At 61.8% G+C, this 24,871-nt stretch carries 33 protein-coding genes and 3 pseudogenes; 17 read left to right on the forward strand and 19 right to left on the reverse strand.

Annotation, left to right across the window (positions count from 1 at the left end):
- Positions 1 to 81 precede the first annotated feature (81 nt).
- Positions 82 to 585, forward strand: a pseudogene (locus NLM25_RS33865) (DUF72 domain-containing protein); the annotation flags it as partial.
- A gap of 11 nt (positions 586 to 596) precedes the next feature.
- A complete protein-coding gene (locus NLM25_RS33870; protein ID WP_254124556.1) occupies positions 597 to 803 on the forward strand; it encodes a DUF72 domain-containing protein in 207 nt (68 codons plus the stop codon).
- A 37-nt stretch (positions 804 to 840) separates the two neighbouring features.
- Here the strand turns inward: NLM25_RS33870 and NLM25_RS33875 are convergent.
- Positions 841 to 1,622, reverse strand: a pseudogene (locus NLM25_RS33875) (SDR family NAD(P)-dependent oxidoreductase).
- 158 nt (positions 1,623 to 1,780) lie between these two features.
- Here NLM25_RS33875 and NLM25_RS33880 point away from each other — a divergent pair.
- From NLM25_RS33880 to NLM25_RS33890, 3 genes are all read left to right on the forward strand, one after another.
- The gene (locus NLM25_RS33880) at positions 1,781 to 2,956 is read left to right on the forward strand and encodes a zinc-dependent alcohol dehydrogenase (RefSeq protein ID WP_254122101.1); all 1,176 of its coding nucleotides are present in this window, start codon (positions 1,781 to 1,783) and stop codon (positions 2,954 to 2,956) included.
- Between the two features lie 13 nt (positions 2,957 to 2,969).
- Entirely contained in the window at positions 2,970 to 3,515 is a 546-nt protein-coding gene (locus tag NLM25_RS33885; protein ID WP_254139805.1) for a hypothetical protein, read from the forward strand.
- A 142-nt stretch (positions 3,516 to 3,657) separates the two neighbouring features.
- A complete protein-coding gene (locus NLM25_RS33890) occupies positions 3,658 to 4,638 on the forward strand; it encodes a DUF305 domain-containing protein (protein ID WP_254139806.1) in 981 nt (326 codons plus the stop codon).
- A gap of 52 nt (positions 4,639 to 4,690) precedes the next feature.
- On the opposite strand, the pseudogene NLM25_RS33895 reads toward NLM25_RS33890, so the two are convergent.
- The 9 genes and pseudogenes from NLM25_RS33895 to NLM25_RS33935 all read right to left on the reverse strand — a co-directional run.
- Positions 4,691 to 5,602: pseudogene (locus NLM25_RS33895) on the reverse strand (ATP-dependent DNA ligase); the annotation flags it as partial.
- Positions 5,603 to 5,612: 10 nt separating this feature from the next.
- Complete coding sequence (locus NLM25_RS33900; RefSeq protein ID WP_254122107.1) at positions 5,613 to 5,819, reverse strand: DUF2188 domain-containing protein; 207 nt, start codon at positions 5,817 to 5,819, stop codon at positions 5,613 to 5,615.
- A 15-nt stretch (positions 5,820 to 5,834) separates the two neighbouring features.
- Positions 5,835 to 6,008, reverse strand: coding sequence for a hypothetical protein (locus NLM25_RS33905; RefSeq protein ID WP_254122108.1), 174 nt, complete (start codon positions 6,006 to 6,008; stop codon positions 5,835 to 5,837).
- A 158-nt stretch (positions 6,009 to 6,166) separates the two neighbouring features.
- Positions 6,167 to 7,426 carry a hypothetical protein gene (locus tag NLM25_RS33910; RefSeq protein WP_254122109.1) on the reverse strand — a complete coding sequence of 420 codons (1,260 nt, stop codon included), beginning with the start codon at positions 7,424 to 7,426 and terminating at the stop codon, positions 6,167 to 6,169.
- A 727-nt stretch (positions 7,427 to 8,153) separates the two neighbouring features.
- Complete coding sequence (locus tag NLM25_RS33915) at positions 8,154 to 8,525, reverse strand: hypothetical protein (RefSeq protein WP_254122110.1); 372 nt, start codon at positions 8,523 to 8,525, stop codon at positions 8,154 to 8,156.
- 12 nt (positions 8,526 to 8,537) lie between these two features.
- Complete coding sequence (locus tag NLM25_RS33920) at positions 8,538 to 8,834, reverse strand: hypothetical protein (RefSeq protein WP_254122111.1); 297 nt, start codon at positions 8,832 to 8,834, stop codon at positions 8,538 to 8,540.
- A gap of 59 nt (positions 8,835 to 8,893) precedes the next feature.
- On the reverse strand, positions 8,894 to 9,130 hold the full coding sequence (locus NLM25_RS33925; protein ID WP_254139807.1) for a hypothetical protein: 237 nt from the start codon (positions 9,128 to 9,130) through the stop codon (positions 8,894 to 8,896).
- The gene (locus NLM25_RS33930; protein ID WP_254122112.1) at positions 9,127 to 9,306 is read right to left on the reverse strand and encodes a hypothetical protein; all 180 of its coding nucleotides are present in this window, start codon (positions 9,304 to 9,306) and stop codon (positions 9,127 to 9,129) included. The genes NLM25_RS33925 and NLM25_RS33930 overlap by 4 nt, the downstream gene beginning before the upstream one ends.
- On the reverse strand, positions 9,303 to 9,518 hold the full coding sequence (locus NLM25_RS33935) for a hypothetical protein (protein WP_254122114.1): 216 nt from the start codon (positions 9,516 to 9,518) through the stop codon (positions 9,303 to 9,305). The genes NLM25_RS33930 and NLM25_RS33935 overlap by 4 nt, the downstream gene beginning before the upstream one ends.
- Positions 9,519 to 9,852: 334 nt before the next feature.
- Here NLM25_RS33935 and NLM25_RS33940 point away from each other — a divergent pair, with 334 nt between their 5' ends.
- Both NLM25_RS33940 and NLM25_RS33945 read left to right on the forward strand, forming a co-directional pair.
- The gene (locus NLM25_RS33940; protein ID WP_254122116.1) at positions 9,853 to 10,311 is read left to right on the forward strand and encodes an Hsp20 family protein; all 459 of its coding nucleotides are present in this window, start codon (positions 9,853 to 9,855) and stop codon (positions 10,309 to 10,311) included.
- A 78-nt stretch (positions 10,312 to 10,389) separates the two neighbouring features.
- The gene (locus NLM25_RS33945; protein WP_254122118.1) at positions 10,390 to 10,722 is read left to right on the forward strand and encodes a hypothetical protein; all 333 of its coding nucleotides are present in this window, start codon (positions 10,390 to 10,392) and stop codon (positions 10,720 to 10,722) included.
- Positions 10,723 to 10,974: 252 nt separating this feature from the next.
- Here NLM25_RS33945 and NLM25_RS33950 read toward each other — a convergent pair whose 3' ends face one another.
- Entirely contained in the window at positions 10,975 to 11,145 is a 171-nt protein-coding gene (locus tag NLM25_RS33950) for a hypothetical protein (RefSeq protein ID WP_254122120.1), read from the reverse strand.
- Between the two features lie 138 nt (positions 11,146 to 11,283).
- Positions 11,284 to 11,811, reverse strand: coding sequence for a hypothetical protein (locus NLM25_RS33955; RefSeq protein ID WP_254122122.1), 528 nt, complete (start codon positions 11,809 to 11,811; stop codon positions 11,284 to 11,286).
- Positions 11,812 to 12,724: 913 nt separating this feature from the next.
- Here NLM25_RS33955 and NLM25_RS33960 point away from each other — a divergent pair.
- On the forward strand, positions 12,725 to 12,940 hold the full coding sequence (locus NLM25_RS33960) for a DUF6894 family protein (RefSeq protein WP_254122124.1): 216 nt from the start codon (positions 12,725 to 12,727) through the stop codon (positions 12,938 to 12,940).
- 249 nt (positions 12,941 to 13,189) lie between these two features.
- Here NLM25_RS33960 and NLM25_RS33965 read toward each other — a convergent pair whose 3' ends face one another.
- From NLM25_RS33965 to NLM25_RS33975, 3 genes are all read right to left on the reverse strand, one after another.
- A complete protein-coding gene (locus NLM25_RS33965; protein ID WP_254122126.1) occupies positions 13,190 to 13,528 on the reverse strand; it encodes a hypothetical protein in 339 nt (112 codons plus the stop codon).
- Positions 13,529 to 13,734: 206 nt separating this feature from the next.
- Positions 13,735 to 13,899 carry a hypothetical protein gene (locus NLM25_RS44530; protein WP_375166898.1) on the reverse strand — a complete coding sequence of 55 codons (165 nt, stop codon included), beginning with the start codon at positions 13,897 to 13,899 and terminating at the stop codon, positions 13,735 to 13,737.
- 190 nt (positions 13,900 to 14,089) lie between these two features.
- On the reverse strand, positions 14,090 to 14,587 hold the full coding sequence (locus NLM25_RS33975; RefSeq protein ID WP_254124561.1) for a ferritin-like domain-containing protein: 498 nt from the start codon (positions 14,585 to 14,587) through the stop codon (positions 14,090 to 14,092).
- Between the two features lie 421 nt (positions 14,588 to 15,008).
- Between NLM25_RS33975 and NLM25_RS33980 the strand changes: the two genes are divergently transcribed.
- Entirely contained in the window at positions 15,009 to 15,896 is an 888-nt protein-coding gene (locus tag NLM25_RS33980; protein WP_254122128.1) for a manganese catalase family protein, read from the forward strand.
- Positions 15,897 to 15,946: 50 nt separating this feature from the next.
- Here NLM25_RS33980 and NLM25_RS33985 read toward each other — a convergent pair whose 3' ends face one another.
- The 4 genes from NLM25_RS33985 to NLM25_RS34005 all read right to left on the reverse strand — a co-directional run bounded on the left by NLM25_RS33985 (position 15,947) and on the right by NLM25_RS34005 (position 18,336).
- On the reverse strand, positions 15,947 to 16,153 hold the full coding sequence (locus tag NLM25_RS33985) for a hypothetical protein (protein ID WP_254122130.1): 207 nt from the start codon (positions 16,151 to 16,153) through the stop codon (positions 15,947 to 15,949).
- Positions 16,154 to 16,259: 106 nt separating this feature from the next.
- The gene (locus NLM25_RS33990) at positions 16,260 to 16,493 is read right to left on the reverse strand and encodes a hypothetical protein (protein WP_254122132.1); all 234 of its coding nucleotides are present in this window, start codon (positions 16,491 to 16,493) and stop codon (positions 16,260 to 16,262) included.
- A 116-nt stretch (positions 16,494 to 16,609) separates the two neighbouring features.
- Positions 16,610 to 17,377, reverse strand: coding sequence for an NUDIX hydrolase (locus NLM25_RS44190; RefSeq protein ID WP_309143633.1), 768 nt, complete (start codon positions 17,375 to 17,377; stop codon positions 16,610 to 16,612).
- A 785-nt stretch (positions 17,378 to 18,162) separates the two neighbouring features.
- Positions 18,163 to 18,336, reverse strand: a complete 174-nt coding sequence (locus tag NLM25_RS34005) for a hypothetical protein (RefSeq protein ID WP_254139808.1) — start codon at positions 18,334 to 18,336, stop codon at positions 18,163 to 18,165.
- A gap of 266 nt (positions 18,337 to 18,602) precedes the next feature.
- Here NLM25_RS34005 and NLM25_RS34010 point away from each other — a divergent pair, with 266 nt between their 5' ends.
- From NLM25_RS34010 to NLM25_RS34040, 8 genes are all read left to right on the forward strand, one after another.
- A complete protein-coding gene (locus tag NLM25_RS34010; RefSeq protein WP_254122136.1) occupies positions 18,603 to 18,812 on the forward strand; it encodes a hypothetical protein in 210 nt (69 codons plus the stop codon).
- 29 nt (positions 18,813 to 18,841) lie between these two features.
- On the forward strand, positions 18,842 to 18,964 hold the full coding sequence (locus tag NLM25_RS43980) for a hypothetical protein (RefSeq protein WP_256565527.1): 123 nt from the start codon (positions 18,842 to 18,844) through the stop codon (positions 18,962 to 18,964).
- A gap of 201 nt (positions 18,965 to 19,165) precedes the next feature.
- A complete protein-coding gene (coxB, locus tag NLM25_RS34015) occupies positions 19,166 to 20,149 on the forward strand; it encodes a cytochrome c oxidase subunit II (RefSeq protein WP_254124567.1) in 984 nt (327 codons plus the stop codon).
- Complete coding sequence (ctaD, locus tag NLM25_RS34020) at positions 20,146 to 22,059, forward strand: cytochrome c oxidase subunit I (RefSeq protein ID WP_254122138.1); 1,914 nt, start codon at positions 20,146 to 20,148, stop codon at positions 22,057 to 22,059. The genes coxB and ctaD overlap by 4 nt, the downstream gene beginning before the upstream one ends.
- Positions 22,056 to 22,655 carry a cytochrome c oxidase subunit 3 gene (locus NLM25_RS34025; protein WP_254122140.1) on the forward strand — a complete coding sequence of 200 codons (600 nt, stop codon included), beginning with the start codon at positions 22,056 to 22,058 and terminating at the stop codon, positions 22,653 to 22,655. Before ctaD ends, NLM25_RS34025 begins: the two co-directional genes overlap by 4 nt.
- Positions 22,652 to 23,005 carry a hypothetical protein gene (locus NLM25_RS34030; protein WP_254122141.1) on the forward strand — a complete coding sequence of 118 codons (354 nt, stop codon included), beginning with the start codon at positions 22,652 to 22,654 and terminating at the stop codon, positions 23,003 to 23,005. The genes NLM25_RS34025 and NLM25_RS34030 overlap by 4 nt, the downstream gene beginning before the upstream one ends.
- Positions 22,993 to 23,916 carry a cytochrome c oxidase assembly protein gene (locus NLM25_RS34035; RefSeq protein WP_254122142.1) on the forward strand — a complete coding sequence of 308 codons (924 nt, stop codon included), beginning with the start codon at positions 22,993 to 22,995 and terminating at the stop codon, positions 23,914 to 23,916. Before NLM25_RS34030 ends, NLM25_RS34035 begins: the two co-directional genes overlap by 13 nt.
- A gap of 84 nt (positions 23,917 to 24,000) precedes the next feature.
- The gene (locus NLM25_RS34040) at positions 24,001 to 24,789 is read left to right on the forward strand and encodes a heme-binding protein (RefSeq protein WP_254122144.1); all 789 of its coding nucleotides are present in this window, start codon (positions 24,001 to 24,003) and stop codon (positions 24,787 to 24,789) included.
- Positions 24,790 to 24,871: the final 82 nt, after the last annotated feature.

Below are 24,871 nucleotides of genomic sequence, written 5' to 3' on the forward strand. Positions count from 1 at the left end.
CCCCACGCAACAATGGGGCGACAGAGGCGTTGTTGGAGCGGTTGCGGCTTTACCCGTTGCGCAACCCACGATGGCTTCGAAATGACTCGCACCCTGATCGGCACATCTGGTTGGCACTACGACTCCTGGCGGGGCCCGTTCTTCCCGGAAGGGTTACCGCTCAAGCAGCAGCTTCACTATTATGCCAATCAATTCGATAGCACCGAGCTCAATGGTGTGTTCTATCGCACACCCACGCCGGAGTCGGTCAAGGCCTGGCGGGAGCAGACTGGCAAGGACTTCGTCTTCGCCTGGAAGGCGTCCAAGTTCATCACTCACTGGAAACGTCTGTCTGACGCCTGCGAAAACAGCCTGGACCTATTGGAAGATCGCGCTAAATTTCTCCGTGGCAAGCTTGGTCCGATCTTGTTCCAGCTACCACCCCAATTCGAAGCGAACGCCGACCGGCTCCTTCGTTCTTCAAGCTGCTATCGAAGAGGCGTCGCTACAGCTTCGAATTTCGTCATCCCAGCTGGTTATCAGCCTCGCATTCTGCGGGTGCTCGCCGACAATAACGCCTCGCTATGCCTTTCCGACCATCACGATGCCCCGGCACCATGGGAGCGCACGGCGGACTTCGTTTACGTGCGCGGCCACGGCCCAGGTGGGCGCTATCACGGCCATTATACCCGCCCTGCTCTCGCGCAGTGGCCCGGCGCATCCGATCCTGGAAACGGCAAGGTTGTGACGTCTATGTCTATTTCGACAACGACCAGAAAAGCGCAGCCCCCGCGGATGCGGCCAAGCTGAAAGCGATGCTCTAGCGGTCGCAGCCGCAGCGGCTCTGGTCGATTTACGTAGCTAAGACTTTGCCGTGCCCGGTTCGGCCATCTTGCGGTGCTGTTTGGCCAAGACCTCATTTGGTGTCACATTGGCGATCGTAGTCTGAATTTTGTTCTTTATCCCTGTGACGATATCGGACTCTCCCCGCAGCATCGCATCGAAGCCCGCTTTGGCCACATCGTGCGCGTCGTCCTTCTTCTCGGTACCGACCTTCGTGTCCATCATGTCCGCTCGACGGAAGAACTCCGTCTCGGTCGCACCCGGCATCAGACAGGTGACCGTGACGCCGCTGTCGCGCAGCTCCTCGCGGAGAGCAAAGGAGAACGAATCCAGGAACGCCTTGCTGGCGTTGTAGACGGCCTGGAAGCTGCCGGGCGTGAAACCGGCAATCGAGCCGGTGATCAGGATGCGTCCCGCATTCCGACGAAGCATCCCGTTTCCGGCGCGATGGATCAGATAGAGCGTGCCGGTGATATTGGTGTCGACAAGCCGCCTTATCTTGGCGAAGTCCTGATCTAGGAAGGCTTTGCCAAGTCCGACACCCGCATTGGCAAGCAGAGCATCGATCGGACGGTCGCCGACAGCGGCGCAGAGCTTGTCGACGCCATCGATCGTGGACAGGTCGGCCTGGACCGCCTCGACAGTCGAACCGAGCCGGCGGAGATCGGTTGCCGCTTGCTCATCGCGGGCTCGTCTGAGGCAATGATCAGATTGAAGCCATCCTCGGCAGCGCAGCGTGCGAGTTCCAGGCCGATTCCGGTGGAAGCGCCGGTGACGACGGCGAGTTGGTTGGCGGGCATGGGCGTATCCTCGGGATTGAGACGATGACGCCCAATCACTTCGTTATCATCTCGTTCCTATCGCTCTGAAGCTGGTGCGGTGCAGAGATTTGCACCATGCAATAGCAACCATCGTCCGTTGTTGGACTTAGATGCGACATATCGAGCGGAGAAGTGGAATGAAAGCGCTGGTCTGGCACGGCAAGGAAGACATCCGGTGCGACACCGTCACCGATCCGGAAATCCAGGATCCACGCGACGCCATCATCAAGGTGACCAGTTGCGCGATCTGCGGCTCAGACCTCCATCTCTTCCACAATTTCATTCCGGGCATGATGCCCGGCGATATCATGGGCCACGAGACCATGGGCGAAGTGGTCGAGGTCGGCTCGGGCGTTGACGGCAAGCTGAAGAAGGGCGATCGCATCGTCGTCCCCTTCACGATCATTTGCGGCGAATGCGATCAGTGCAAGCGCGGCAACTTCTCGGTCTGCGAAACCACCAATCGCAAGAAACACTTGGCAGACAAGGTGTTCGGGCATTCGACCGCCGGCCTATTCGGCTATACACATCTGACCGGTGGCTATCCCGGCGGCCAAGCCGAGTATCTGCGCGTTCCCTTTGCCGATGCCACGCACATCAAGGTGCCCGCCGGCATTCCGGACGAACAGCTGCTGTTTCTCAGCGACATCTTTCCGACCGGCTGGCAAGCTGCCGTGCAATGCGACATCGTGCCGACCGACACTGTCACGATCTGGGGCTGCGGCCCTGTCGGGCAGATGGCGATCCGCAGCGCCATCCTGCTTGGCGCCAACCAGGTGATTGCGATCGACTGCCTGCCCGAGCGGCTCAGCATGGCGGAAGCCGCCGGCGCGACTACGATCAATTTCGAGAACGAGAGCGTGTTGGAACGGCTCAAGGAATTGACCGACGGCAAGGGCCCCGAAAAATGCATTGATTGCGTCGGCATGGAATCGCACGTGATGGCGTCGCTGCCCGACACCATCCTGGACCGCGCCAAGCAAATGGTCATGCTCGAAAGCGACCGGCCCCATGTGTTGCGCGAGATGATTTATGTCTGCCGGCCCGGAGGCATCATCTCGGTGCCGGGCGTCTACAGTGGCTTCTCCGACAAGCTGCCGATGGGGGCTTTCATGAACAAGGGACTGACGATGCGGACCGGGCAAACCCACGTCAACCGCTGGACGGACGATCTGCTCCACCGCATCGAGGAAGGCGAGATCGATCCCTCCTTCGTCATCACCCACACGGTCCCGCTTAGCAAGGGACCCGAGATGTACCAGGTGTTCCGCGACAAGCGGGATTCCTGTGTCAAGGTCGTGCTGAAGCCCTGAGGAGCATTCCGACATGTTTCACGTCTCCAACATCGTACGCACCAAGGGCGATCCCAAGATCGTCGAAGGCGGCCCAAGCTTGAAGCAGCCGGAAGACCAACTCGCACGCGCTCTCGGCTGGTTCAGTATCTGCCTGGGGGTCGTAGAGCTTTTCGCTCCCCGACGTGTCACGGAAACGCTGGGGATGGAAGGCAACGAGACAATGGTCCGCGCCTTCGGCATGCGGGAAATCATGGCCGGGATCATGTCCCTCTCGGTGGACAAGAATAAAGGCTTGTGGGCGCGAGTGGGCGGCGATGGCGTCGATGCGGCTGCCCTGCTTTCCGGCCTGACATCTGATAACCCCAAGAAGGGCAACGTGGCGCTGGCGTTGCTGATGGTGGGCGGCATTGCCATGCTCGACTATCGCGCAGCCCAGGAGACCAAGCCGCGCCGTCCGCCGCGCGATGAACGACGTAAGCTCTACCCGAATCGCAGCGGCTTTCCCAAGGGCGTCGAGGCTGTGAAAGGCCGGGCAAAGCAAGCTGTCCAGCACGCGACGGCCGGTGTCACCTCCTGATCTGGCCGAGACCGAGGACAAGCCGCGACGGCGTTCGCGCTGGATTGCGGCCGCCGCGCTTGGACTGATCAGCAGCAGCTTCTCAACCATCGTCAGCCAGCTCTTCGCGGCGCGGATAGGACGCGACGCCGCGGTCGACTGGATGACCGTCGCTGCCATTCCCGTGCGCGACTGGGCGCTCAGTGCGGAGCCCTCATGGAGCGCCATCGTCACCGGCATCGCCTTCCATCAATGGGCGGATTTTTCCTGGGCCTTGGTGTTCTTCGGCGTGCTCGGGCGCTGGACGGCCGATCTGCGGCCGTGGACGATTCTGCTGCTCGCGCTGCCTTGGGCAATTCTCACATCGGGAATGGAATGGTTCGTCCTCGTGCCGTTGTTCCCGTTCTCGCAGCCGCTGTTCACCCTCCAGCAGCCTTACTGGATTGGCTTTCTCGTCCACGCTTCGTCGGCCCTGATGTATCCCCTGTTCGTCCGGTTGCGCTGGATCCACGATGCCGCGCCCGCGTGGGATGTCTCATTCTCGAATGCCTGGAGCGCCGGGGCGCTGGCCGTAATCGCGGCGCTCGGCGCAATCGCGCTTTTCGGCGCTCGCGGCTACGAACTGCCGTGGGTGGGGCGCGACAAGGACATGGACCAGGCCTATATCCGCCACATGACCGCTCATCACGCGCAGGGCATCGAGCTGGCTCAATTGGCGGTTCGGCGGGCGCGGGACGCCCATCTCCGGAAGCTCGCCATGTTGATGGTTTCGAGCCAGATCGGCGAGACCCGGATCTTCGCAAGTTGGTGGCGAAGCTGGTTCGCCACCGAGATGCCCGACTGCAGTTCCGCGGAGCGCGCGGCCATGCCCGGCCTTCTGACCACGAACGAGATCCAGCAAGCCAGGAATGCGCCGCCCGACGGATTCGATGGGCTGTTCATCGCACTGATGAGCCAACACCACCGCGGCGCGGTCAAGATGGCCGACCAGATGTGGCATAGCTCCGGTGACCCGCGCCTACGCGTGATGGCTCACGCCATTCGCCATGAGCAGCAGGGCGAAATCGCGCTGATGCAGAGCGCGAGCGGCGCTGCCGCTGTCGGCACGGCATTCCGCAACATGCTGCGTGATAATGTGAATTGAACCTGAGGATGTGCATGGCACACGCGGCTGCTGGCGCGATCTCGCGACCTAGTTATGAGCGCGCTACTTTTTGGTGCAGCTGGTCCAGGTGGCACTGGGACGGCTTCTTGTCCAGGCGCCAGCGAAGGATCCTGGTGCCATGGCGAAATCGGTCACCGGACACATGGTCGTAGCAGACCTCGACAACCTGAACCGGGCGCACCGGCTGCCACTCGGCCGATCGCTTCGTCGACCACCGGCTCGGACCGCCGGGCGCCTTGCCGCTGAAGCTGCTCCCGCTGATAATCTTCTCGAACCGTTTGGTGAGGCCAGGTTTGTCCGAGGCCTTGAGCGCGGAGGTGAACCCGACGTGATGCAGGAGCCCGGATTTATCATAGAGCCCGAGCAGCAGCGAACCGATCACCCTCCGGCCGGCCTGCTTCTTCTCGGCATATCTGAAACCGCCGACCACACAATCGGCCGATCGCATCAGCTTGATCTTCTGCATTCCGTCGCGCGTGCCGCTGCAATAGGCAAGATCCCGCCGCTTCGCGACGACGCCGTCGTGGCCGTCCTCAATACGTTGAAGCCATCGCTTGGCTTCGGCGTAGCTGCGGCTCGCCGGCGAAAGCACGAACACATCGTTGTTGCGAAACTGGCGGCGGGCGAAGGCCTCCAGCGCGGGCCGTCGCTTGGCGAGCGGAAGCGCCGCAAGATCTTGATCCGCCGATCGCAGCAAGTCGAAGGCCATGAAGCTCGCAGGCGTCTCTCCAGCCAGACGCTTGATCCGGCTTGGCGCCGGGTGGATGCGCTGAAGCAGTGCGTCGAAGGAGTATCCCTCACCCAGCCGAATGATCAGCTCACCGTCCAAGATGAACGATTCCGCATCGATGGCGGACGCAGCGACAACGACTTCAGGGAAATAGCGAACGAGGTCTCGCCCGCCTTTCGACTGCATCCTGACGCGCTGACCCTCACGGATGAGCCCAGGAAAGCTAACCGGAATTTCTGGCGCCGATCGAATTGGCGCTCTCAGGCTCGGTCACGCGAACGGAATGCCCCTGTCGCATCGCAAGCGATGCTGCCGCAACGGCCGCCTCAAATGCAGCCTCCTTGGTCTGATAGGTATTCCGGATCGAGCCGTCATGTTCGACGTGCCAGGCGCCGTCCCTGCCGACGATGTCGTAAGCTGCAAGTCCCATGTTCTTCCCCTTCAATCAACCGTCCGGCGTCGCCTTGGACGCTTGTGTACTGCTCACCGGATCGGATGCCGGAAAGCTGTCTTTCAAACCTTTCTCGAGCTCATCATCCTTTGCCTTATCGCGGCGTATCGCTTGTCTGGGATCGTCCGCATTCTTGTCCGGTGGAGCAGGATCGAATTTCTCATTCATGCGTACCATCCTTTCATCGTCCGAACTCCGCAACGCGACACATGTTCCTCGGCGATGAACTGAGCCGCCAGCCTCACGTCTTTGGGTGCGTCGATCCGGAAGGTGTCGTGTGCCTCACCCTGTTCACCCGCTAAGCTGGTCCGTCCGGCCTCGGTCACTTAGGATTTCTTCCACCATCCGGCGATCGCAGCAGAAAGATCATACCACAATCCGGTCGGCAGGTCGGGCACTGCGACCCGCACGCTGAACTGGGCCGTGGTCGCATCGCGGACCCACTCGGCTGTCGCGAAGTCAAATCCGAAGCTGCCGGCATGACGAATGGCGTGGCCGTCCCGGCTGAGATCGCGGCACATCGCCTCTGCGGTCTGGCGTGCGCTTTCTTCATCGAGAGGATTCTTCGCTCGCAGGGTGACGTAAAGGCCGTGGGTGAAGTGAAGCTGGGCCGATTGCGACGCGAGCATGCGGCTAAACATCCGCGCGGTACGACGGCCATTGCGCAAGATGGCTGCGACGCGCTTCTTCGTCAGCATCCAATAGGCTTCACGGCCCACATAGGGCGGAAAATGAGCCGGGAGCGCAGCCCCGCCGAACAGCCGGATTGCATTGCGGACCTCCGCCGTCAGGCGTTCGATGATGACGCTCCTGCCCTCATCGCCTGCATTCTTCCATCTGACAAAAACCACCGACCCCAGGCGCCCATACTCCGCCCCGAGTGAATCCAACTTGTTGTGGCTTCGTACCATGACAACGGGAACCTGTTGGCGCTGCGCCCAGCGCAGGACCCGGCGGATGCGGCCGGAACGGACTGCAAAGCATGTTGTATCGAATACCAATAGGTCGAGTTCAGAGCTGCTGGAGCGCAGAATGGCTTCGAACGCCGTCGCAGGCAGACATGAATCCAGCAGAAGGACCCTTGGCAAGCCGGTCGATGTGGCGGCAAGCGGCAGCTCTGGAGAGACGATTTGCAGGCTGGGCGTAAAGCGTTCGATTAACTCCAGCGTCTCTGCGTACGACCCCGTCATTGCCAGGATTTCGCCACTGCCAAGAACTTGCACGGCCGAGAGCATCACGGCCGAGATCGCGGCCATGCCGGACGCACTGTAATAGAGTTCGCTGCTGCAGCCGGCGCCAAGTTCATAGAACATCGGTCCGCTGACGCTGAGGTCCGCGCGCTGATAGTCGTAACTGAATACGAATGGCCCGCTTGCAGGACACGCCGTCGTGGACCACGCCGTCTCGGTCGCCTTCCAATCCTGAAGTTCGTGCTCCGCACGCAGAGCGGCAGTCAGTTGGAATTTCATCCTGATAATCTCGTCTACGGAGCGTGGACGAGACAGGTTTTGCGGACGACACAGGCTGGCATTCAACAGCATGATTTCCTGGTACTTCCGCTCCAGATAAGTCTCAAACGTCTCCATGTGTGTCGTCAGATAAATTCCTTACACATTTTTTCTAAACGTCCATCACAAGCTGGAGGTCCAAACAAGGATTGCGGTAATTCAGATATCAAGCCGGCGGGTCAATTACGACGGCAGCACTCGCGGTTGATTAGCAGCAAGCGTCCGATCTTAACGTGCGGGAGACGACCTTCCGGCCGCCGATCGACAACCGCGTCCCTCCGGAGCCGCCGGCCATATGGGCGTCGCGTCCCAATCGAGCCAGCGGTCCTTTGGGCAACGCCTTCACGACGTTGCAGTCACCAAAACCGAAGGTTACCGGAAGTTCCCATTGACGAACTCCCCTTCCTCTCAGGCACAATGATGGCCTTCATCACCGGGCTTCCTGAGCTGCTCCTAACATATGTGGAAGTAGGAACCGCAGATTGATGCTGTCTCCCCCGAGGGGAGAGAGTCGCATATGACGCCCATGGATGACGATGAGGTTCGATTGCACTTGGCCGATCGGGCCTGTCCACATTGCGGGACCCGACCGTGCCTCCTGACGCCTATGCTTGATACGGAATCCGGCAAGCTGATAGATCTTTACCGATGCAGCAGGTGCGGCGAACGATTCCGCGACGAATAATTGACGCTACAATCGCGCCAGACGCATTCCAAGACGCTGATCGCCTACCCAACGGCCGACCATCAAACCTAGAATCGCGCAAAAATTCGCGCCCTTACGATAGGCTCACGCCGGACGAAGTCATGGCCCAGGCGTTTCTGCGCAAGCCGCGGGACCTTCCGAATATCCCCGCCTGATCCGCGTGTACCAGGCCGCGTAGGGACTGTTCTTGACCGCATGCCTGTTGAGGTCGGGCGCGCCGTCCTTCCACCAGACCGGTCCGCGTTCGCCCAAACCGCGCTTCGTCGCGTCAACCAGATCGCGTGCGGCAGACTCAGCCGCCGAGCTTCGCGCCGCCTTGGCGGCCTTCACGGCACGGCGCGCATCCATCAGATGCTTCACCAGCCGCGACTTCTCATCGGGATCAAGACCTGGATTGCTCATCCGCCACAGCTTGCCCCGGACGACGAAGTAGCGACCGTCGGGGGTCACGGGATGCTTGAGCCCAGCCATCCGATGAAGGCTCTATTTGGTGCGAACCATCGTTGCACCGGTGCCTTTCAGCGCCTCGACGATCTTCTCGGGTTCATCGCCATGGAAGTCGACTGACACCTCGATCTCGCCCTCCAACTTTTGCTGGCCCTCCGGCGCGGGCGCGGTCTTGACGTCCGCGCCTGCGGCCCGCGTGCCGGACGAATTCGCAGCCCCCGCGGGCTGAATGAAGACGTCACCCCGCGCCACGCCAAACTCCTGGACCACGCGCTCCACTGCCAGCTCGGCTTCACGCCGCGTGGCGAATTCTCCGACGATCGTGCTTTCCAACGTTGTTCTCCGCTTCAAGGGTCCAGCGGCGGACAACCGGCCATTGACGTCCAGAGTTCCTAAAGCCAGTCCGGATGTTTCCCTTTGGCGGAATCCGCCCGGGACGCGCCGGCGCAGAGCAGGAGAAACAGCGCCCGCTCTGCCTTGTATCTAGCGCCTGCGCGGCTGCATTCCGAGCCGGACATCAAGGCTTCTCCTCCAACCTCGCAGACGGTCCACTTCCAACGGCCGCGCCCGCGCTGCTTCAATACGATGTCGTAGCCGGCAAAGCGATCTTCCTCGTTTTCGCAACTCATGCGGCGAACCGTCCGGGCGAACCATCGCGGAGTTGGTCCAGAAGCCGTTGCTCGCGCGCGATCCTGGCGCGGTAAAGCTCGCGCTCCTTCTCCGTGTTTGCGCCGGCGAGCAGGAGCCGATAATGCGCGATGACCTTCTCGCTGCCACGGATCAACAGGTCCTTGACGCCAGTCATGAGGCAGCTCCCACTGTCGCGGGCACTTTCGGCATATCGAATGCGAGGGGAAAGGACCCGGTCGTCAGTCGCTGGAGCGCCGAGCTCTCTTCGGAGAGACGCCGTTCGATGAACTGGCGTTCGAGGTCCGATAGTCGCGTCTTCAGCAGACTGCGATAGCGATGGATATTGTTGCGGTGCGCACGGATACGGGCAAGGTTTTCGTCGAGCATCGTCGCCACTCCTGACGGTCTTCCAAAATCCTTCATGGTTCGAGACGTGGGAAGCGGATTCCCAAGCGGAAAAATATTCGGCGCGAAACGGCTGTCAAGATGGCAAAGCGGTGCGGTACGCGAATGTTCGTCCCTTGCGCGTTAACCAATCACATGAGCCGAAAAAAATCTGGCCGCCCCCTCTTGAAACGCCCTTCCGTTTTTCTATTTCGTTTTTCGCCGCGAGAGCGGTGTGCCTGACGCCTTCCAGGGTCGGGCACGGGCGCGGCCGGAGGTCTCAGGACCGCCGTCTTGCGTTCCTTCGTAACCATCTTGCTCTTTGGAGGACTTGGATATGAGGACCACCTTCGACTTCGCGCCGCTGTGGCGCTCCACCATCGGCTTCGACCATCTGGCCGGCCTCGTCGACAGCGCCCTGCGCCAGACCAGCGAGGACAGCTACCCGCCCTATAACATCGAGCGCTTCGGCGAGGACCACTACCGGATCACGCTGGCGGTAGCTGGCTTCGGCGCCGACGACATTACCGCGACCGCCGAGCAGAACGCGCTCATCATCGAGGGCCGCAAGCCCGAGAAGCCCGCGGGCGAGTTCCTGTTCCAGGGCATCGCCGCGCGCCCCTTCCGCCGCGTCTTCAACCTGGCCGATTACGTCCAGGTGAAGGAAGCCGCCTTCCGCGACGGCCTGCTGATCATCGATCTGGTCCGCGAGGTGCCCGAAGCGATGAAGCCGCGCCGAATCCAGATCGCCGGTGCGACCGCCTCGCCCCGGATCGAGCAGAAGAAGGCCGCCTGACGGCCTGCCGGGCGGCGGCACGTCCGCCGCCCGGATCTTGTAACGCTCCCTAGGAAGGAGTGCATAAGGGAGACGACCATGACCAACGCAAAGACGAATGCCACCAATCTCAATGCCATCTTTCACCCCGCCGCTCATTACGGATCTGCCGACGAGGTGTTGAACGACAGCGGACTTACCACGCCGGAGAAGCGAGTCATCCTGTCGTCCTGGGCGTCCGACATGTTCGCCGTGGAATCCCGTCCTGCCTTGCGCGCGATCCCGGGCATGGACCAACCAATCCGTCTCGCGGACATTCTCGCCGCCTTGCGCAAGCTGGACGACGACCATGATGATCCGCCTCGCGGCGGCGCGTCGATGCGGTTGCGGCGGCCTTGGGCCGCCGCCTCGGGGCGGCAACCGATGTCCTGACTCGGTCCGTCCTAACGATGCGACCAGGAGGCGCGGCGGACATATGAGCCGCGCCCGTTCGGGCGCCGGCGGGTAGGCCTTCGGATTTCTCAGGCTCCTAGGTATCGGAAGCTCTACGACCACCGCATCGTCATGGCGCACAACCGACGCCAGCACCGATCGCGTTGACTAACGCAGCAGCATGATCAGAATGATCAGCGGGATCGGTATTCCGACGAGCCATAGAAGGATCGGCATGGGCTTTCCTTTCGGTTAGTGACGGCGTTTCCAGGTGCCGTCACGGAGCGCTCCACCTTCGGTCGTGGCCAGGCTGGCGCAGAACGCACCCAGCAGCAGCGAAGCGGTCAGCCAGAACGCCAGGGATGCGGTGGCTTTGCGCGCAGCATCCATGTCGGCCTTGACCTGCGTGATCACGTCGTTCACGCGCTTCTCTGCCTCGGGTTGCGCAAGACCAGTGCGCGCCGCGACGACTTTCGCGACATACTCTCGATCCGGTCCCTTCAATTCGCCGCCATCACGAAAACTGCGGGTAAAGAGCCGGACAACCTCGCCGCGGACTTCCTACGGATTGACCGACGAAGCTTGAGAGGCTGGGTCACCGCGCAGCAGCGTATCTACATAATTATCCATCGGACCTCCGGATTGCCCGGCGCTCGTCGCCACGCCCTGGGCCGCTCCGGTCGTCGCGCTTCCGAGAATACTTGTCGCAGGGGTCGCGAGCACAGCAGCGCCGAGAACCGAAGCCAGCGCCCAAGCCACGAAGCCGTGCGCTGTGTCGCGGAAATAGACTTCGTCGCCGTGGACGCCTGCCCACCCGGAACGAAGCCGGCCCGCGAGATATCCACCGATCGAAGAGGCAATCATGGCGATGACAATCAGGTAGAGGCCGGTGGTGATCTTGAACGTTGTCGCTGAAACGCCCGACCCTGACCAGGGGGACACCATGCTCAGTCCGAGGCCCGTGCCAAAGGCCAGCAGCAGCAGCGTTATCGCGCAGGCGGCAACGGCGCCGGCAACGATGGCAGCCCACGATACGCCGGCCAGCGATGAATTGGGCGAATCCCCGGGGACGACGACGATATCGATCATGCGAGTGCTCCTCGGAACGACGCTCGGCGCGCCACCTGCTGCGACAATGTGCTGCCGAGGTTCCAACGGAGGTCGCGATGCAAGAGGCGTTGGCCGCCCTAACCAAGAGGAGGCATTGAAGGTCCAGCGGCGAGACCGCGCGGATCGGACCGTTCTCCTTCAGGAACAGTCTCACCTTGCTGACATTGATATTCCGCGAGGCCACGCATCCGAAAGGGCGAGCCCAAGATTCCCAAGCACTTCGGAGGCTCCGATGAGCGATCGTACAGGCAATGAGCCATCACCTTTGGTCCTTTTCGCCGTGGCCATCATCCCCATTTTCGCGGTCCTGGGATGGTTCGCGCTCAGATAGCGCTCGTCCAGCCGCCTTCCATGCTTCCTTTGCGTTCACTTAGCGCCTCGCCTGACCAAGCGCGCCGTGTTCAGCTGGCAATCCTACCCTTAACATTTGGTGCGGCGCTCACCCGGCTTCTCCGATAAACCTCGAACGACACCCGGCAAACATGGGTCATGAGATGCGCAGTAAGCGCATCTGAAGAAATAGCCGGACGAGCCGTTGGGAAAGCAGAAGCACGACAATGACACCACCAGGATGGGCAACGGCCGAAGGCCCCGGAAGCGAGTTGAGCGACAAATTGAAGAGAAGAATGGAGCTCGTCCTGGAAGAAACATTCCGGGATGCGCTTCCCAATGGCGGAGATCACAAAACCCGGAAGCTCGTTGCCGCGCGACTTTTAGCGGCCGCAGTGGAGGGCAGGACCACGTTGGGAGAACTAGGTCTCCTTGCCCGGAAGGCGATGGCAGAGCTCAAGAGCAAACCACGGTAGAGCCTTTACTGCCCGAAACATCCAAGCACCTCTCAGGGAACAAAAACAACATAGATTAAGTTGCTTTTCCGAAGTCGGGCAGAGCAATGACGCGGTATTTTTATCAGATCACGAACGGCGCCCCTCACAATGACGATGTCGGTGAGGAATTGGCCAACGATCACGCGGCCTGGATAGCCGCCAAACGGCTGGCGCGCGACATCGAGGACTCTCTCGAATTGGATGGGCGGTGGAGCCTCGAAGTTCGCGACGGGATCGGACCGGTCTGCTCGATCACGATCGAAAGCAAGAAGCTTCGTTGAGCCGAAAGTTGTACCTTCGAGGCAAGGGGCGACTTTCGATCCTTCACCGCGGGACGGACGGGCTCGACGTGGTGTCCACCCGCGCGGTGAAACGGCCCCGGTTGGGAAAACACCGGGGCCGCCTGGCTAAGAATTAGCCTCCGTTGAGCGCTATTGTGCCAAGCTCGTTCGACTTCTCGCGTTCCTAATCCGGCTTCCGGATTTGCAGAGGTGATCGTCGAATCAAAAGGCCCAGCTGTTCGCCGGGCGTCACCAGTACCCGTAGGGCCGGTAATGAGTGTGATAATATCGCGGGCCGTAATACCGCGGGCGATAGTATCGGGGACCGTAATAGCGTGGGCCATAATACGCGTACGGGCCGGGGCGATAATACCCATACGGCCCCGGGTAGTATCCCGCGCCGTAATAGTAAGGCGATGCGGCCGCCGCAGCGCCGAACGCCAAGGCACCGGCGGCAAGGCCAAAGCCCAGACCCGGGCCGCCCCAACCGCCATGCCAGCCTCCTCCCCGCCAATGTGCTTCGGCCGGGGCAAGTGTCGCGGTCGATATCGCGCCGACCGCCAGCGCTGCAAGGGCAACTTTTCGCATGCCTATTCTCCTCGGGTTGCGTCAAGCAACAATGCAGATTGTGTCCGCCACGTTCCTGTTGCGAACCGGCGCCGCTCCCCGCCCCGCGCCACTGGGTCGCTGTTGATCTGAGCATAATAACGGACGATGACCGAAGTCGCGACCGCCGATGGCGTGCCCGCAGATCCACCGAACTGACGCCGATCAGGCCGCAACGGCTCGGAGCGTTACCGGACATTCATTGCAGATGGACTGACGTCCTCACCACAGTGGATGCGATCCTCGCGTTCATCGAGGTATTGCTGATATTCGTTGATGGCCCGGTTGGCCATGCGGATGCGGTTTGTGTGCCCTTGGTCCACCATCGCGGCCATTCGCTGAGCAAGAAACACGCAAGTCTCGAACTCATCCCGGATCGCGCCGGCACGTGCCAGGAAGTCCCACGCGATTTCGTAAGCCTGCTCCGCGGCCGGATTGCGATAATCGCTGAAGATGATAATCGCTGAAGATAATGTGTGTCATCGATTGCCTCAGGGCGGCGGCACACCGGCGCGTCAAGCGAGCCGCCGCGCCTGCCGGCGGTTACGCCGATTGCCGCTGGTGCGCCAGATATGCCATCGTCACCTTCTCGACGTTGGACTCGATCCAGGCCGCCATACGTTGCTCCTCCTTCAAAGACGCTTCGAGCGGCTCCTTCGCTTCGGCGACCCCGGCGGCGCCGCAGAGCGCGAGAAGCGATTTATAGGCTGCAATCTCGAAATTCTCGAACGCGTTGTTGGCAAAAGTATTCTTGAGGATCTCGTCATCGGCAACCGAATGCGCCATGGCCTGCATGTTGGCCATCACGGACTGTGTCGTGTCCTTGAGACTGGAGGTGGTCTCGCCGCAAGATTCCAGACATCGCTCCAGCCGTTGCAGCTGCTCGTTGGTCTCCTGAAGGTGAGCGATTACTTTGGCCTTCACCTCCGGATATTCGTCCAGCCGCTCCGACTGACGTTCCATCAACTCCCTCGCCTGCACTTCCATCGCATGTGCATTGCGTAGTCCAACAACGAAAGTGTCGCGCGCAGTGTTCGCCATTTCCTGTCCTCCGTTCGACTGGCTTCGTTGCCGCAACCGCCATCCCGAGCGGTCGTTCCTAGCGCAAACGGGAGTCTGCAAAAGCCACGCGAGTTCCGGACCGGGACCCAACCTGACCTGCGATAGCAAATCTTCGATACGCCATGACCGGAGCCGTGCACATAGCCCGGCCTCTGACCGCCGCACCGTGACTGGTGATGACAAATCCGGCTTGCCGAGCGTTTCGACGAAATTGCCGTCCTGTGACAAGCGCGCGTCCGGCTCCGGCGGGACCCTCCCTCGCGCCGGGGCCACGCCATTTTTGCGGAATGAGGTGGCGGCAATTTCAGAGCATGTCCAGAACACGCGAGAAATGTTTTAGGAACGCAACCTGACAGCTTTTCATTGCGCCCATGTGCCAGGACACAAAAAGGAGCTGTGCATGTACTATTTCGACAAGCGACTGCAATATCCCGTACGGGTCGAGAAGCCCGATCCCCTCTTCGCCCGTCAGCTGCAGCAGGCCATCGGCGGCGTCGAAGGCGAGATCCGCGTCTGCCTCCAATATTTCTTCCAGGCGTGGGGCGCTCGCGGCCCCGCAAAGTATCGGGACGTGCTTCTCAACACCGCGACCGAAGAAATCAGCCTTATCGAAATGCTTGCGACGGCGGTTGCGCTGAACCTCGAGGAGGCGCCGGCAACGACGCAGGAGACGACGCTGCAGGCCAACCCGGTCGTCGGCGCCGTCATGAACGGCGGCGAACGGCCGCGACATGTGATCGAGGGCATGCTGCATCAGCACATCCTCTCGAGCGGCCTGTCGGCATTTCCCGGCAATTGCGACGGCGTACCGTTCAACTGCTCGCACATCTACGCCAGCGGTAACCTTGCGGCCGACATGTATTGTAACGTCGCGGCAGAGTCCACGGGACGAACGCTCGCGGTGCGCCTCTACAACTCCACGAACGATCCCGGCATGCAGGACATGCTGAGCTACCTCATCGCCCGCGATACGATGCATCAGCAGCAATGGCTCGCGGTCATTGAGGAAATGGGGGCGGACGCATCGCTGCCGATCCCGAACAGCTTCGATCGCAGCAAGGAGGCGACCGAGTTCAGCTACATGTTCATGGGCACGGAGCGCGGTGGCGACTCCCTGCAGCCCGGTCGATATTGCGAGGGTCCGTCCATCGACGGTCAGGGGACGTTCACCTTCCGCGGCGGGTTCGAGCCGCTCGGTCAGGAGCCGGTGCTGGGACCGGCGCGGCCCGACAGTGGGGCGCAGGTCGAGCAGATGAACGAAGCGCCCGTGACGAATGCACTGACCTGAGGTCATAAACAAACGGGCCGCCCATCACCGGGCGGCCCGTCTCGGAATACTTACTTGTTGGCCGAACCGGATCCGCTCGAGCCGGTGGTCACGCTCGGAGCGTTGGTCGGACTTGTCGTGGTTGCCTGATGACCGACGTCCCGTCCGTCGTAGAAAAAGACGGCCGCAATGACGGCTATGACGAAGATGGCGCCGACGGCCCAGCCGAGGGAGCTGCTCTGTCGCGACCTGGACGTCGTGTTGTCGTTTTCATTCATACCAATCTCTCCGTGGGATCGTTCGAGAACCTGTGGTCGGAAGAGACGTTCCAACGTCACGCCGCATCGATTGCGCCGCTACGATCGCAACGTCCGCGGTCCCGCCTCAACGCCGCCGGGCCACGAGGACCCCAATGATGAAGGCCGCGACCAGTGACCGCAACGGCGCGGTCATGGCGATGTCTCGCAATTGCTGCGCGACCTGCGCTGTAGCGGTCTTGCCCGGCGGTTCATGCGGCCTGCTGGCTCCATTGCCGCTTGCTGTGGAGACCTTTCCAGTACCGGTGTTATCGGCAAGGCCAGATGCTTCGGTCATTGCGGACGCGTCTTTGAAGTCCATGGTAGTTCTCTCATGGTTGATCGGGTCTAATCGCTGTTCTTTCCGACTGTTCCTGGCTGAGCTCACCGGCGCGCAACAGTCCTTCACCTCTCTTCCGGCAAGGATCTTGTCCTCATCTATACCGTTTGCGCTGCGAAGCGAACGATCAGGCGCCGCAGTTCATCTTTGTGCACGAGCTGGGCCGCTCGCTTGGGCGAGACCCAGATCGCCTCTCGCTCGCCCTTCTCCGGCCACCAGCGCTCGCGGCCATGCACCTTCATCGGAAAGACATCGACGTCCATGGTCCGCTTGCGCTCGCCCTTCCGCTTGCGATGCTTGAAGCTGCCCAACGCACGTTTCGCGATGACCCCGATCAGCCCCGCTTCCTCATAGGCTTCGAGCGCAGCGGTGCGATGAGGCTCCGTGTTGCGAATCAACGAGCCTTTCGGGACGCTCCATTTGCGCTTGCGCCTGGTCGTGATCAGCATCACGCGCAGCTCGGAATTTTCCAGACGAAACGGTAAAGCGGCGTATTGTTTTTTTGCCCATGCCCTGCCTCCAATAGGATGATAAGCGAGGGCTATCGCCACGGTTCCTCCGAGGCTCTTGCCGACGCGTCTCTTGCGGAAATGCCCCTCGATAGGAACGCACGATATGGCGAGCGCGTCTGTCGCCGACATGTTGGAGAGGATGCTGAAAAAGCGTCTTGGCTCGATCAGGGAGGCTAGAAGAACATGCCATACGCCGTGTTCAAGGATGGAGAGAAGCTCAGCCGGGCGTTTTCGACGAAGAAGGAGACGCTCGAGAAGGCAGATCAGGCAGGGCTGGTCGAGCACGACGGCAGAAAGCCGGTGCTGGAAGATCAGCTGAAGATCGAACCGTGCGCGCCCGATCCCGAACCGCACGATAACACGGATCTCGATTGGACGCCGGACAAGCCGGCGCCCTGATTTTCAGTCAGCGCCATTAGCAGCCCTTGCAGATGCTCTTGACCGTACGATCGACGCTGGAGTTTGGCGCATTCTCGGATCGGATCCGATCGTCGCCCTGCAGCGAGGGACCCGGCGTGGTTGTTCCGTCGATGCGTCCACTGCTGGTGCCGCCCGCCAGATTGCCAGGTCGTCCCACCGTGGTCGATCCTTTTGGGCCACTCCCGCCGCCCGACTGGGCGGTGCCTGCGCCGTTCGTTCCGAGGGTCGTCGTACCTCGCGCAGCATCGGCAGGGTTCGAGGAGTTGGCGGTGCCTGACGTGGCTGTGCTGCCTGACGTGGCTGCGCTGCCCTGGCTCCCAGCGCCCGATACTGCACCGCCGCTTGCGCCGGCAGAACCGCCCGCACCTCCGCCACCGGACCCACCCGAACCTCCGCCACCCCCCTGCGCCAAGGCGGGGGCGATGGACGCTGTCGCGAGGGCGGCGATCAGCAGAATCCCTAACTTTGTCATGCGCATCTCGTCTCTCCGTTCCATTGCTCCCAGCTTGTGGTTCCGCGTCAGCTCCTGTGGCGATCGTCGTGCGTATGGTGTTGATCGCGTTCGCCACCGCCGCCCGAGACTTGGGATTTCGGGCTGTTGGTCGGCGCTCCCGGCGCCGGTGCATCGTGCTCGCGCCCTCCCTTTTCAGGATGTTTCCGATCCTGGCGGGAGGAACCGGGTCCGCCGAAACGTTCCGCGTCTGGGTTCTTGTGCGGCATCATCGATCCTGCTGATAGCCTTGATTGGTAGTGTTCTGTTTGATGTTTCCCTGGCGCCCCTGAGTGTCGAAGTTCTCACGCTCAGGAATCTTATCTTCCGGCTCCGTCGCGGGATCCGAACCGGGTCCCTTGTTGCTGCGTTGCTCTGCCGGCACGGGAGGCATTTCGGACATCGTGGTCTCCTCATTTCTCCATCCTCACAGGGCAATCGGCATCCACAGCCGTCGTTCCTGTATCGATCGCCGCAGCCTGCGCCGACCGGAACGACTGATCGAACCGACGATTGGTCGCAGCATTCGATAGTCGGCGGCCTGCGCACGATGAGCCGCATGACGCCCTGCTCTCTGCAGCGCCTGCATTGCACCCAATGGCGTCCTCCTAAATCTAGGAACCACCACGTAGCGCCTGCATTGCCCGCATATCCAACGGGAGCACACAAATGGGCAATACCGGCGTCGGCATGCTTTTGGGAGACGTCTCGGCCACAGCTTTGTGGTTGTGGTTCATCGGCGCCTTCGTCCTTGGCGCGGTGATCTGGTACGGCGTCCGGCGGTCCGGACACTTGCGCCGCAGCGAGCGCGCGCAGCTGGACCGAAACACGGAAGCCGCGCAGCGCCGCGACGACCCACAAAAGCCGATGGCAAGGTAAAACGTACGGCATCATCAGCGGAACGACACATGCTTGAAGATCTGCGTGGGATCACTCAACCCGGAGCGGTCATTGCAGTCCTCGCCGTCCTGCTGTTGATGGCTGGCGCCGACCTGGCCATCGTGATCGCCACGAAAGGATGGCCTTTCTAATCCCGCGGTGGCACGCTGGATTGGCCTGCGGATCGTCGTCCACCTGACGTTCGCGTGTCGACGCTCGCGGATGTGCCGGAACGGGTAGCTCCAACGCCGCCGTTCCGAGGCCGAATAGGAACCTTCATACAAGCGATCGGTTCGCCCTGGGGCAAGGGGAGCTCGGCGACATCGATGCCTGTTCGGATACGTACGGCCTTGGTGCCATTTGCGTTGCTGCCGTTGGCCGCCTGTGCCGGACGGCAGTCTGCGCTTGCGCCGCAAGGGCTGCAATCCGACGAGATCCTGCGAACCTTCTTCATATTCCTGGCGATCGCCTCAGTCGTCTGGGTCGCAGTGGTGATCGTTCTGATCATCGGGATGTTGCGCAGGAAGCGTACCACGGACCAGCCGCTCGCGCTGCATATCCCATTCGAGCGCGTCACCGGGCGCGTCGTGCTTGGGCTAGGACTGGCGACGCTCGTGATCGTTCTGGGCCTCTCCATCGTCAGCTATGCCGGGCAGCGCACCGTGTTCGCGAGGGACGAGCATGCCCTCACGCTCAAGATCATCGGCCATCAATGGTGGTGGGAAGTTCGTTACGAGGACGGCAATCCCGACAGGAGCTTCGTGACCGCCAACGAGATCCGGATTCCGACTGGTCAGCCGGTCAAGGTCGAGCTGGAATCCGCCGATGTGATCCACAGCTTCTGGGTCCCGAGCCTGACCGGCAAGATGGACCTCATCACTGGACAAAAGAATGAGCTGCAGTTCACGGCGAAGAGCGCCGGCATCTATCGCGGCCAGTGCGCCGAGTTCTGCGGCCTTCAGCATGCACACATGGCTTTTGCCGTGCTCGCGCTGCCGCCGGATGAATTCGGCCGCTGGCGCGATCGAGAGAATCAAAGCGCGCATAGCCCGTCCGACCAGCTCGGCAAGCAGGGCGAGCAGCTGTTCCGCGCGCGAGGATGCGCGCTGTGCCACACCATTCGCGGCACGCTCGCCGGTGGACAGTTGGGCCCCGACCTGACCCATGTCGGTAGCCGGACGACGATCGCTGCGGGAACGCTGCCGATGACGACTGCCTCGCTCGGCGCCTGGATCGCCGATCCGCAGCACATCAAGCCCGGCAATTACATGCCGAAGATGCCGCTGCAATCGGGTGAGCTCATCGCGATCCTTCATTATCTGGAGCAGCTCAAGTGAGTGTCACCGCCGACCAGCGCGAGTTGCGCGACGATGCACTGAACGGCCTGCAGCTTTCGACACGGCTCGATAGCCTCTGGCGAACTCCATCCGGTTTTCTCGGCGCTCTTATGTCTGTTGACCACAAGGTGGTGGGACGGCGCTACATCGTCACCGCCTTCGTCTTCCTGCTGCTCGGCGGCGTTCTTGCGATCCTAATGCGTATTCAGCTCGCCGGCCCCGAACAGACATTCCTGTCGCCCGATAAGTACAACCAGATCTTCACGATGCACGGCTCGACGATGATGTTCCTTTTCGCCGTGCCGGTCATGGAGGCGTTCGCCGTCTACCTCGTGCCGCTGATGGTCGGAACGCGCAACATCGCGTTCCCGCGGCTGAACGCGTTCAGCTACTGGATGTTTCTGTTCGGAGGCTGCTTTCTCTGGATTTCTTTTGCGCTCAACGTCGGTCCGGATGTCGGTTGGTTCGCCTACGTCCCGCTGTCATCGTTGCAATACACGCCGACCAAGCGCCCGGACGTCTGGGCGCAAATGATCACCTTCACCGAAGTCGCCGCCCTCGCTGTTGCCGTTGAGATCGTCGTGACAGTTTTCAAGCTGCGCGCGCCCGGGATGACTCTCGACCGCATTCCCCTCTTCGTTTGGGCGATGCTGGTCACGGCTTTCCTGGTGATGTTCGCGATGCCCTCGATCATGGTCGCGTCGACGTCGCTGATCTTGGACCGTCTCGTCAACACGCGCTTCTACGACTCCTCGTCAGGCGGCCATCCTTTGCTCTGGCAGCACCTGTTCTGGTTCTTTGGCCATCCCGAGGTCTACATCATCTTCATACCCGGAACGGGCATGGTGTCGGCGATCCTGGCGACTTTCGCCCGCCGCCCCGTGGTCGGCTATCCCGTCGTTATCTTGTCCCTTATCGCGACCGGCTTTCTGTCGTTCGGCCTCTGGGTCCACCACATGTTCGTGACAGGCCTGCCTCAGCTCGGCGCCGGCCTGTTCACGGCATCCAGCATGCTGATCGCAGTGCCGAGCGGACTGCAGATCTTCTGCTGGCTGGCGACACTCTGGGATGGCCGGCCGGTCTACCGCACGCCGCTCCTGTTCGTGATCGGTTTCATCGTGATCTTCGTGATGGGCGGCCTGTCCGGCGTGATGGTCGCCTCGGTCCCGATCGATACCCAGGTACATGACACCTACTTCGTCGTCGCGCACTTCCATTACGTCCTGATCGGCGGGGCGATCTTCCCGCTCATCGGTGCGGTCTACTACTGGTTTCCCAAGATCACCGGCCGGATGCTCGGCGAGCGGCTTGGGCGCTGGAATTTCTGGCTGGCCTTTGTCGGCTTCAATATCGCGTTCTTCCCGATGCACATCCTCGGGCTGATCGGGATGCCGCGCCGGGTCTACACTTACACCGCCGACATGGATTGGGCGCATCTCAACCTGCTGTCCAGCGGCGGCGCTCTCATCTTCGCTCTCAGTTTTGCGTTGCTGCTGGTCAACGTGATCCGCAGTCTGCGGAGCGGCGCGCTCGCCGGCGACAATCCCTGGGATGCCTCGACGCTGGAGTGGGCGACGTCCTCGCCGCCGCCGCCGCAGAACTTCGACCGCATTCCCGTTGTTAAACACCGGGAGCCGCTATGGCTCGACGGTGAGAGCCTGCCGGTCGCCGCGGGCCTCAGCGTCGATCGGCGGGAAGTCCTTTTGACGTCGCTTGCCGAAGCCGAGCCACAGACCCGCGAGGCATCTCCCGAGCCGAGCATCTGGCCATTGCTGACGGCGCTCGCGACGACAGTGTTCTTCATCGGCTCGATCTTCACGCCGTGGGCCGTCCTGTGGGGCACCCCGCCGATGGCGGTCGCCTTGATCGGCTGGTTCTGGCCGGCCGGCAGCAGGGAGGACGAGGAGTGAGACAAACCATCGTCCGTAACGTTGGCGACTTGCCGACCTATGGCTACGGCCCGCGAAGCGGTCCGTGGTGGGGTGCCATGGGATTCATGGCGCTGGAGGGCATGGGATTCGCCATCGCGATCGGCGCCTATCTGTATCTTTATGCCGTCAACTCCAGCTGGCCGATTGGAGCATCACCACCCGATCTCTGGCCCGGTACCGCAGAGGTCGTGATCTATCTGCTGAGCATCATCCCTAACGAGTTCACAAATCGCGCTGCACACCGGCAGGATCTTCCTAAAGTGCGGGTCGGCCTCATCGTGATGTCGCTGATCGGCATTGTGTTGCTGGTCCTGCGCGGCTTCGAGTTCGCCCACCTCAATACGCGCTGGGACAATTCGGCCTACGGATCGATCGTGTGGCTGATCCTCGGGCTTCACACGACCCACCTCGCCACGGATCTCGGCGATACCGTGGTGCTGACCGTGCTGATGTTCACGCGCCACGCCAAACCGCGCCGGTTCAGCGATGTCACCGACAATGTCTTCTACTGGAATTTCGTCGTGCTGGCCTGGCTGCCGCTCTATGCCCTGCTCGATTGGGTGCCACGCCTATGACCGAGACTGAAGAACATACAAGGCTGCTCTATTGGGCCGGCGTCGCTCTCGGGCCGCTGGCCTGGGGTATCAACCTGCAGGGCGTCTACGCGCTCGCTCATTTCTCATGCGAGACGACCCGGCTAAGCGGCACCATCATGAGTTCCGTGCTGGCCGTCGTGGCTCTTGCGGGAACGGCGATCTCGGCCCGTGCGGTTCGTCGGGGCGTTGCCGCGCAATGGAGCGACACGCAAGGCGGCGGTCCCAGGACATTCATGGCCTGGCTCGGCGTTGGCTCCGGCGTGCTGTTCGCACTGGTGATCGCGAACCAGCTTGCCGCTTCGCTGATGATCAGTCCATGCTTGCGCTGACCCTGCTAACATTGTTGCTGAGCCTATTCGCCGGGCCGGCCCGGGCGCATGGACTCTCCGAGGTCGATACGGGATCGCTCTGGAGCTCGGATCGCTGGCTCCTCACTCCGCTCTATGTGGTCGGCATCGGATTCTACATCGGTACCCAGCGGCTCTGGCATCATGCCGGTGGAGGCCGCGGCGTCAGTTTTCGTCAGGTTGGTGCATTCTGGACGGGTTGGCTGATCGTCGCGCTCGCCCTCACCTCGCCGATTCACTGGCTCGGCGAGCGCCTGTTCACCGCCCATATGATCGAGCACGAGCTGCTCATGGTCGTCGGCGCCCCGCTGATGGCCTTTGCACGGATCAACGGGCCTATGTTGTGGGGTCTGCCCGCAACGCTTCGCCCGACAGCTGGCCGATGGCTCAACCTTCCGATTGTGGCGCGGCCATGGGCTGTCATCAGCCATCCGTTGAGCGCGACTGGCCTGCATGGCCTTGCGCTCTGGGTCTGGCATGCCCCACCGCTTTACACCTGGGCTTTGCAGAACACGACCGTCCACCGCTTCCAGCACATCAGCTTCTTCACCACGGCTCTGCTGTTCTGGTGGGTGCTGCTTCATGGCCGCGGCGTGGGCCGCAGCATACGGCTTCGCGACGGCATTGCGATCGTCTGTCTGTTCGTCACCGTGCTGCATTCCGGCGTGCTCGGGGCATTGTTGACGCTGTCGACACGGGTGTGGATTCCGGGCCAAGGCGCGCTCGCCGGCGAATTCGGCCTGTCGCAGCTCGAGGATCAGCAACTTGCAGGCATCTTGATGTGGGTTCCGATGGGGCTGCTCTACACCGGCGCCGCGCTATTCTTCGCCTATCGCTGGCTGACGGCATTCGACGCGCCCGCCCGCCGGACGGCGCTTGGACCCGCGGGCTGAGTGATGATACGAGATCGCGATGCATAGGAACCGCCGGTTTGATGCAACGTTCGCCTGCTGACTTCGACCATCCGTGGAGGGCAAATGGGTAAACGATCCGTCCTGGTGGCTACCGTTCTCACGGCGGCTCTCGCGATGCCGCAAGTCGCAACTGCGCAGGATCAATCGCGCGCGGGAATGTCTTGTCCGGTAGATCACGATCAGCTCGCCGACATTCTCAAGAAGAGCGTCAAGCCCGGCGGCGGTCCGAGCAACGGTGGCCTCGACAATAACGAATGGGCTGCGGTGGTAAACCGGCAGGGTGTTGTCTGTGCTGTCGCCTACAGTGGCAGCAAAGTCGATGACCAATGGCTCGGCAGCCGTGCCATCGCCGCGGAGAAAGCCAACACGGCGAATGCATTCAGCCTGAAGACCAAGGCCATGGCGACCGCGAATCTGTACGCTGGCACGCAGCCCGGAGGGTACCTGTTCGGTGCCGCGCTCAGCAATCCGCCATCCCCGGAAGTCATCTACGCAGGCACACCGGATGATTTCGGAACGGCGCATGATCCCATGGTCGGAAAGCCCGTCGGCGGGGTGATCGTCTTCGGCGGAGGCCTCGCTCTCTATGACGGCAACGGCATCGCCGGTGCACTCGGCGTCAGCGGCGACAGCTCCTGCGCGGATCACAATGTTGCGTGGCGCGTGCGTCACTTCCTCGGTCTCGATCACGTGCCGGCCGGCGTCAGCCCCAACATGAAGGATGCGATCATCTACGATATCGGCCCGGACGGCAAAAGCCCGTCGGGTTTTGGTCATCCCAAATGCGACGGCAAGGAGGATCAGATTGCGGTCGATCTCGGTGCGGGCGTGTCGGGAAACGTCGTGCGATAGCGGCACTCGCACCGCTCCCGCGGATAGGAACCATGCGCGGCAGCAACGTTTGTATGTTCGCAAACCGGCCTGCAGCACGGCA

Source organism: Bradyrhizobium sp. CCGB01, assembly GCF_024199795.1.
Classification (GTDB): Bacteria; Pseudomonadota; Alphaproteobacteria; order Rhizobiales; family Xanthobacteraceae; genus Bradyrhizobium.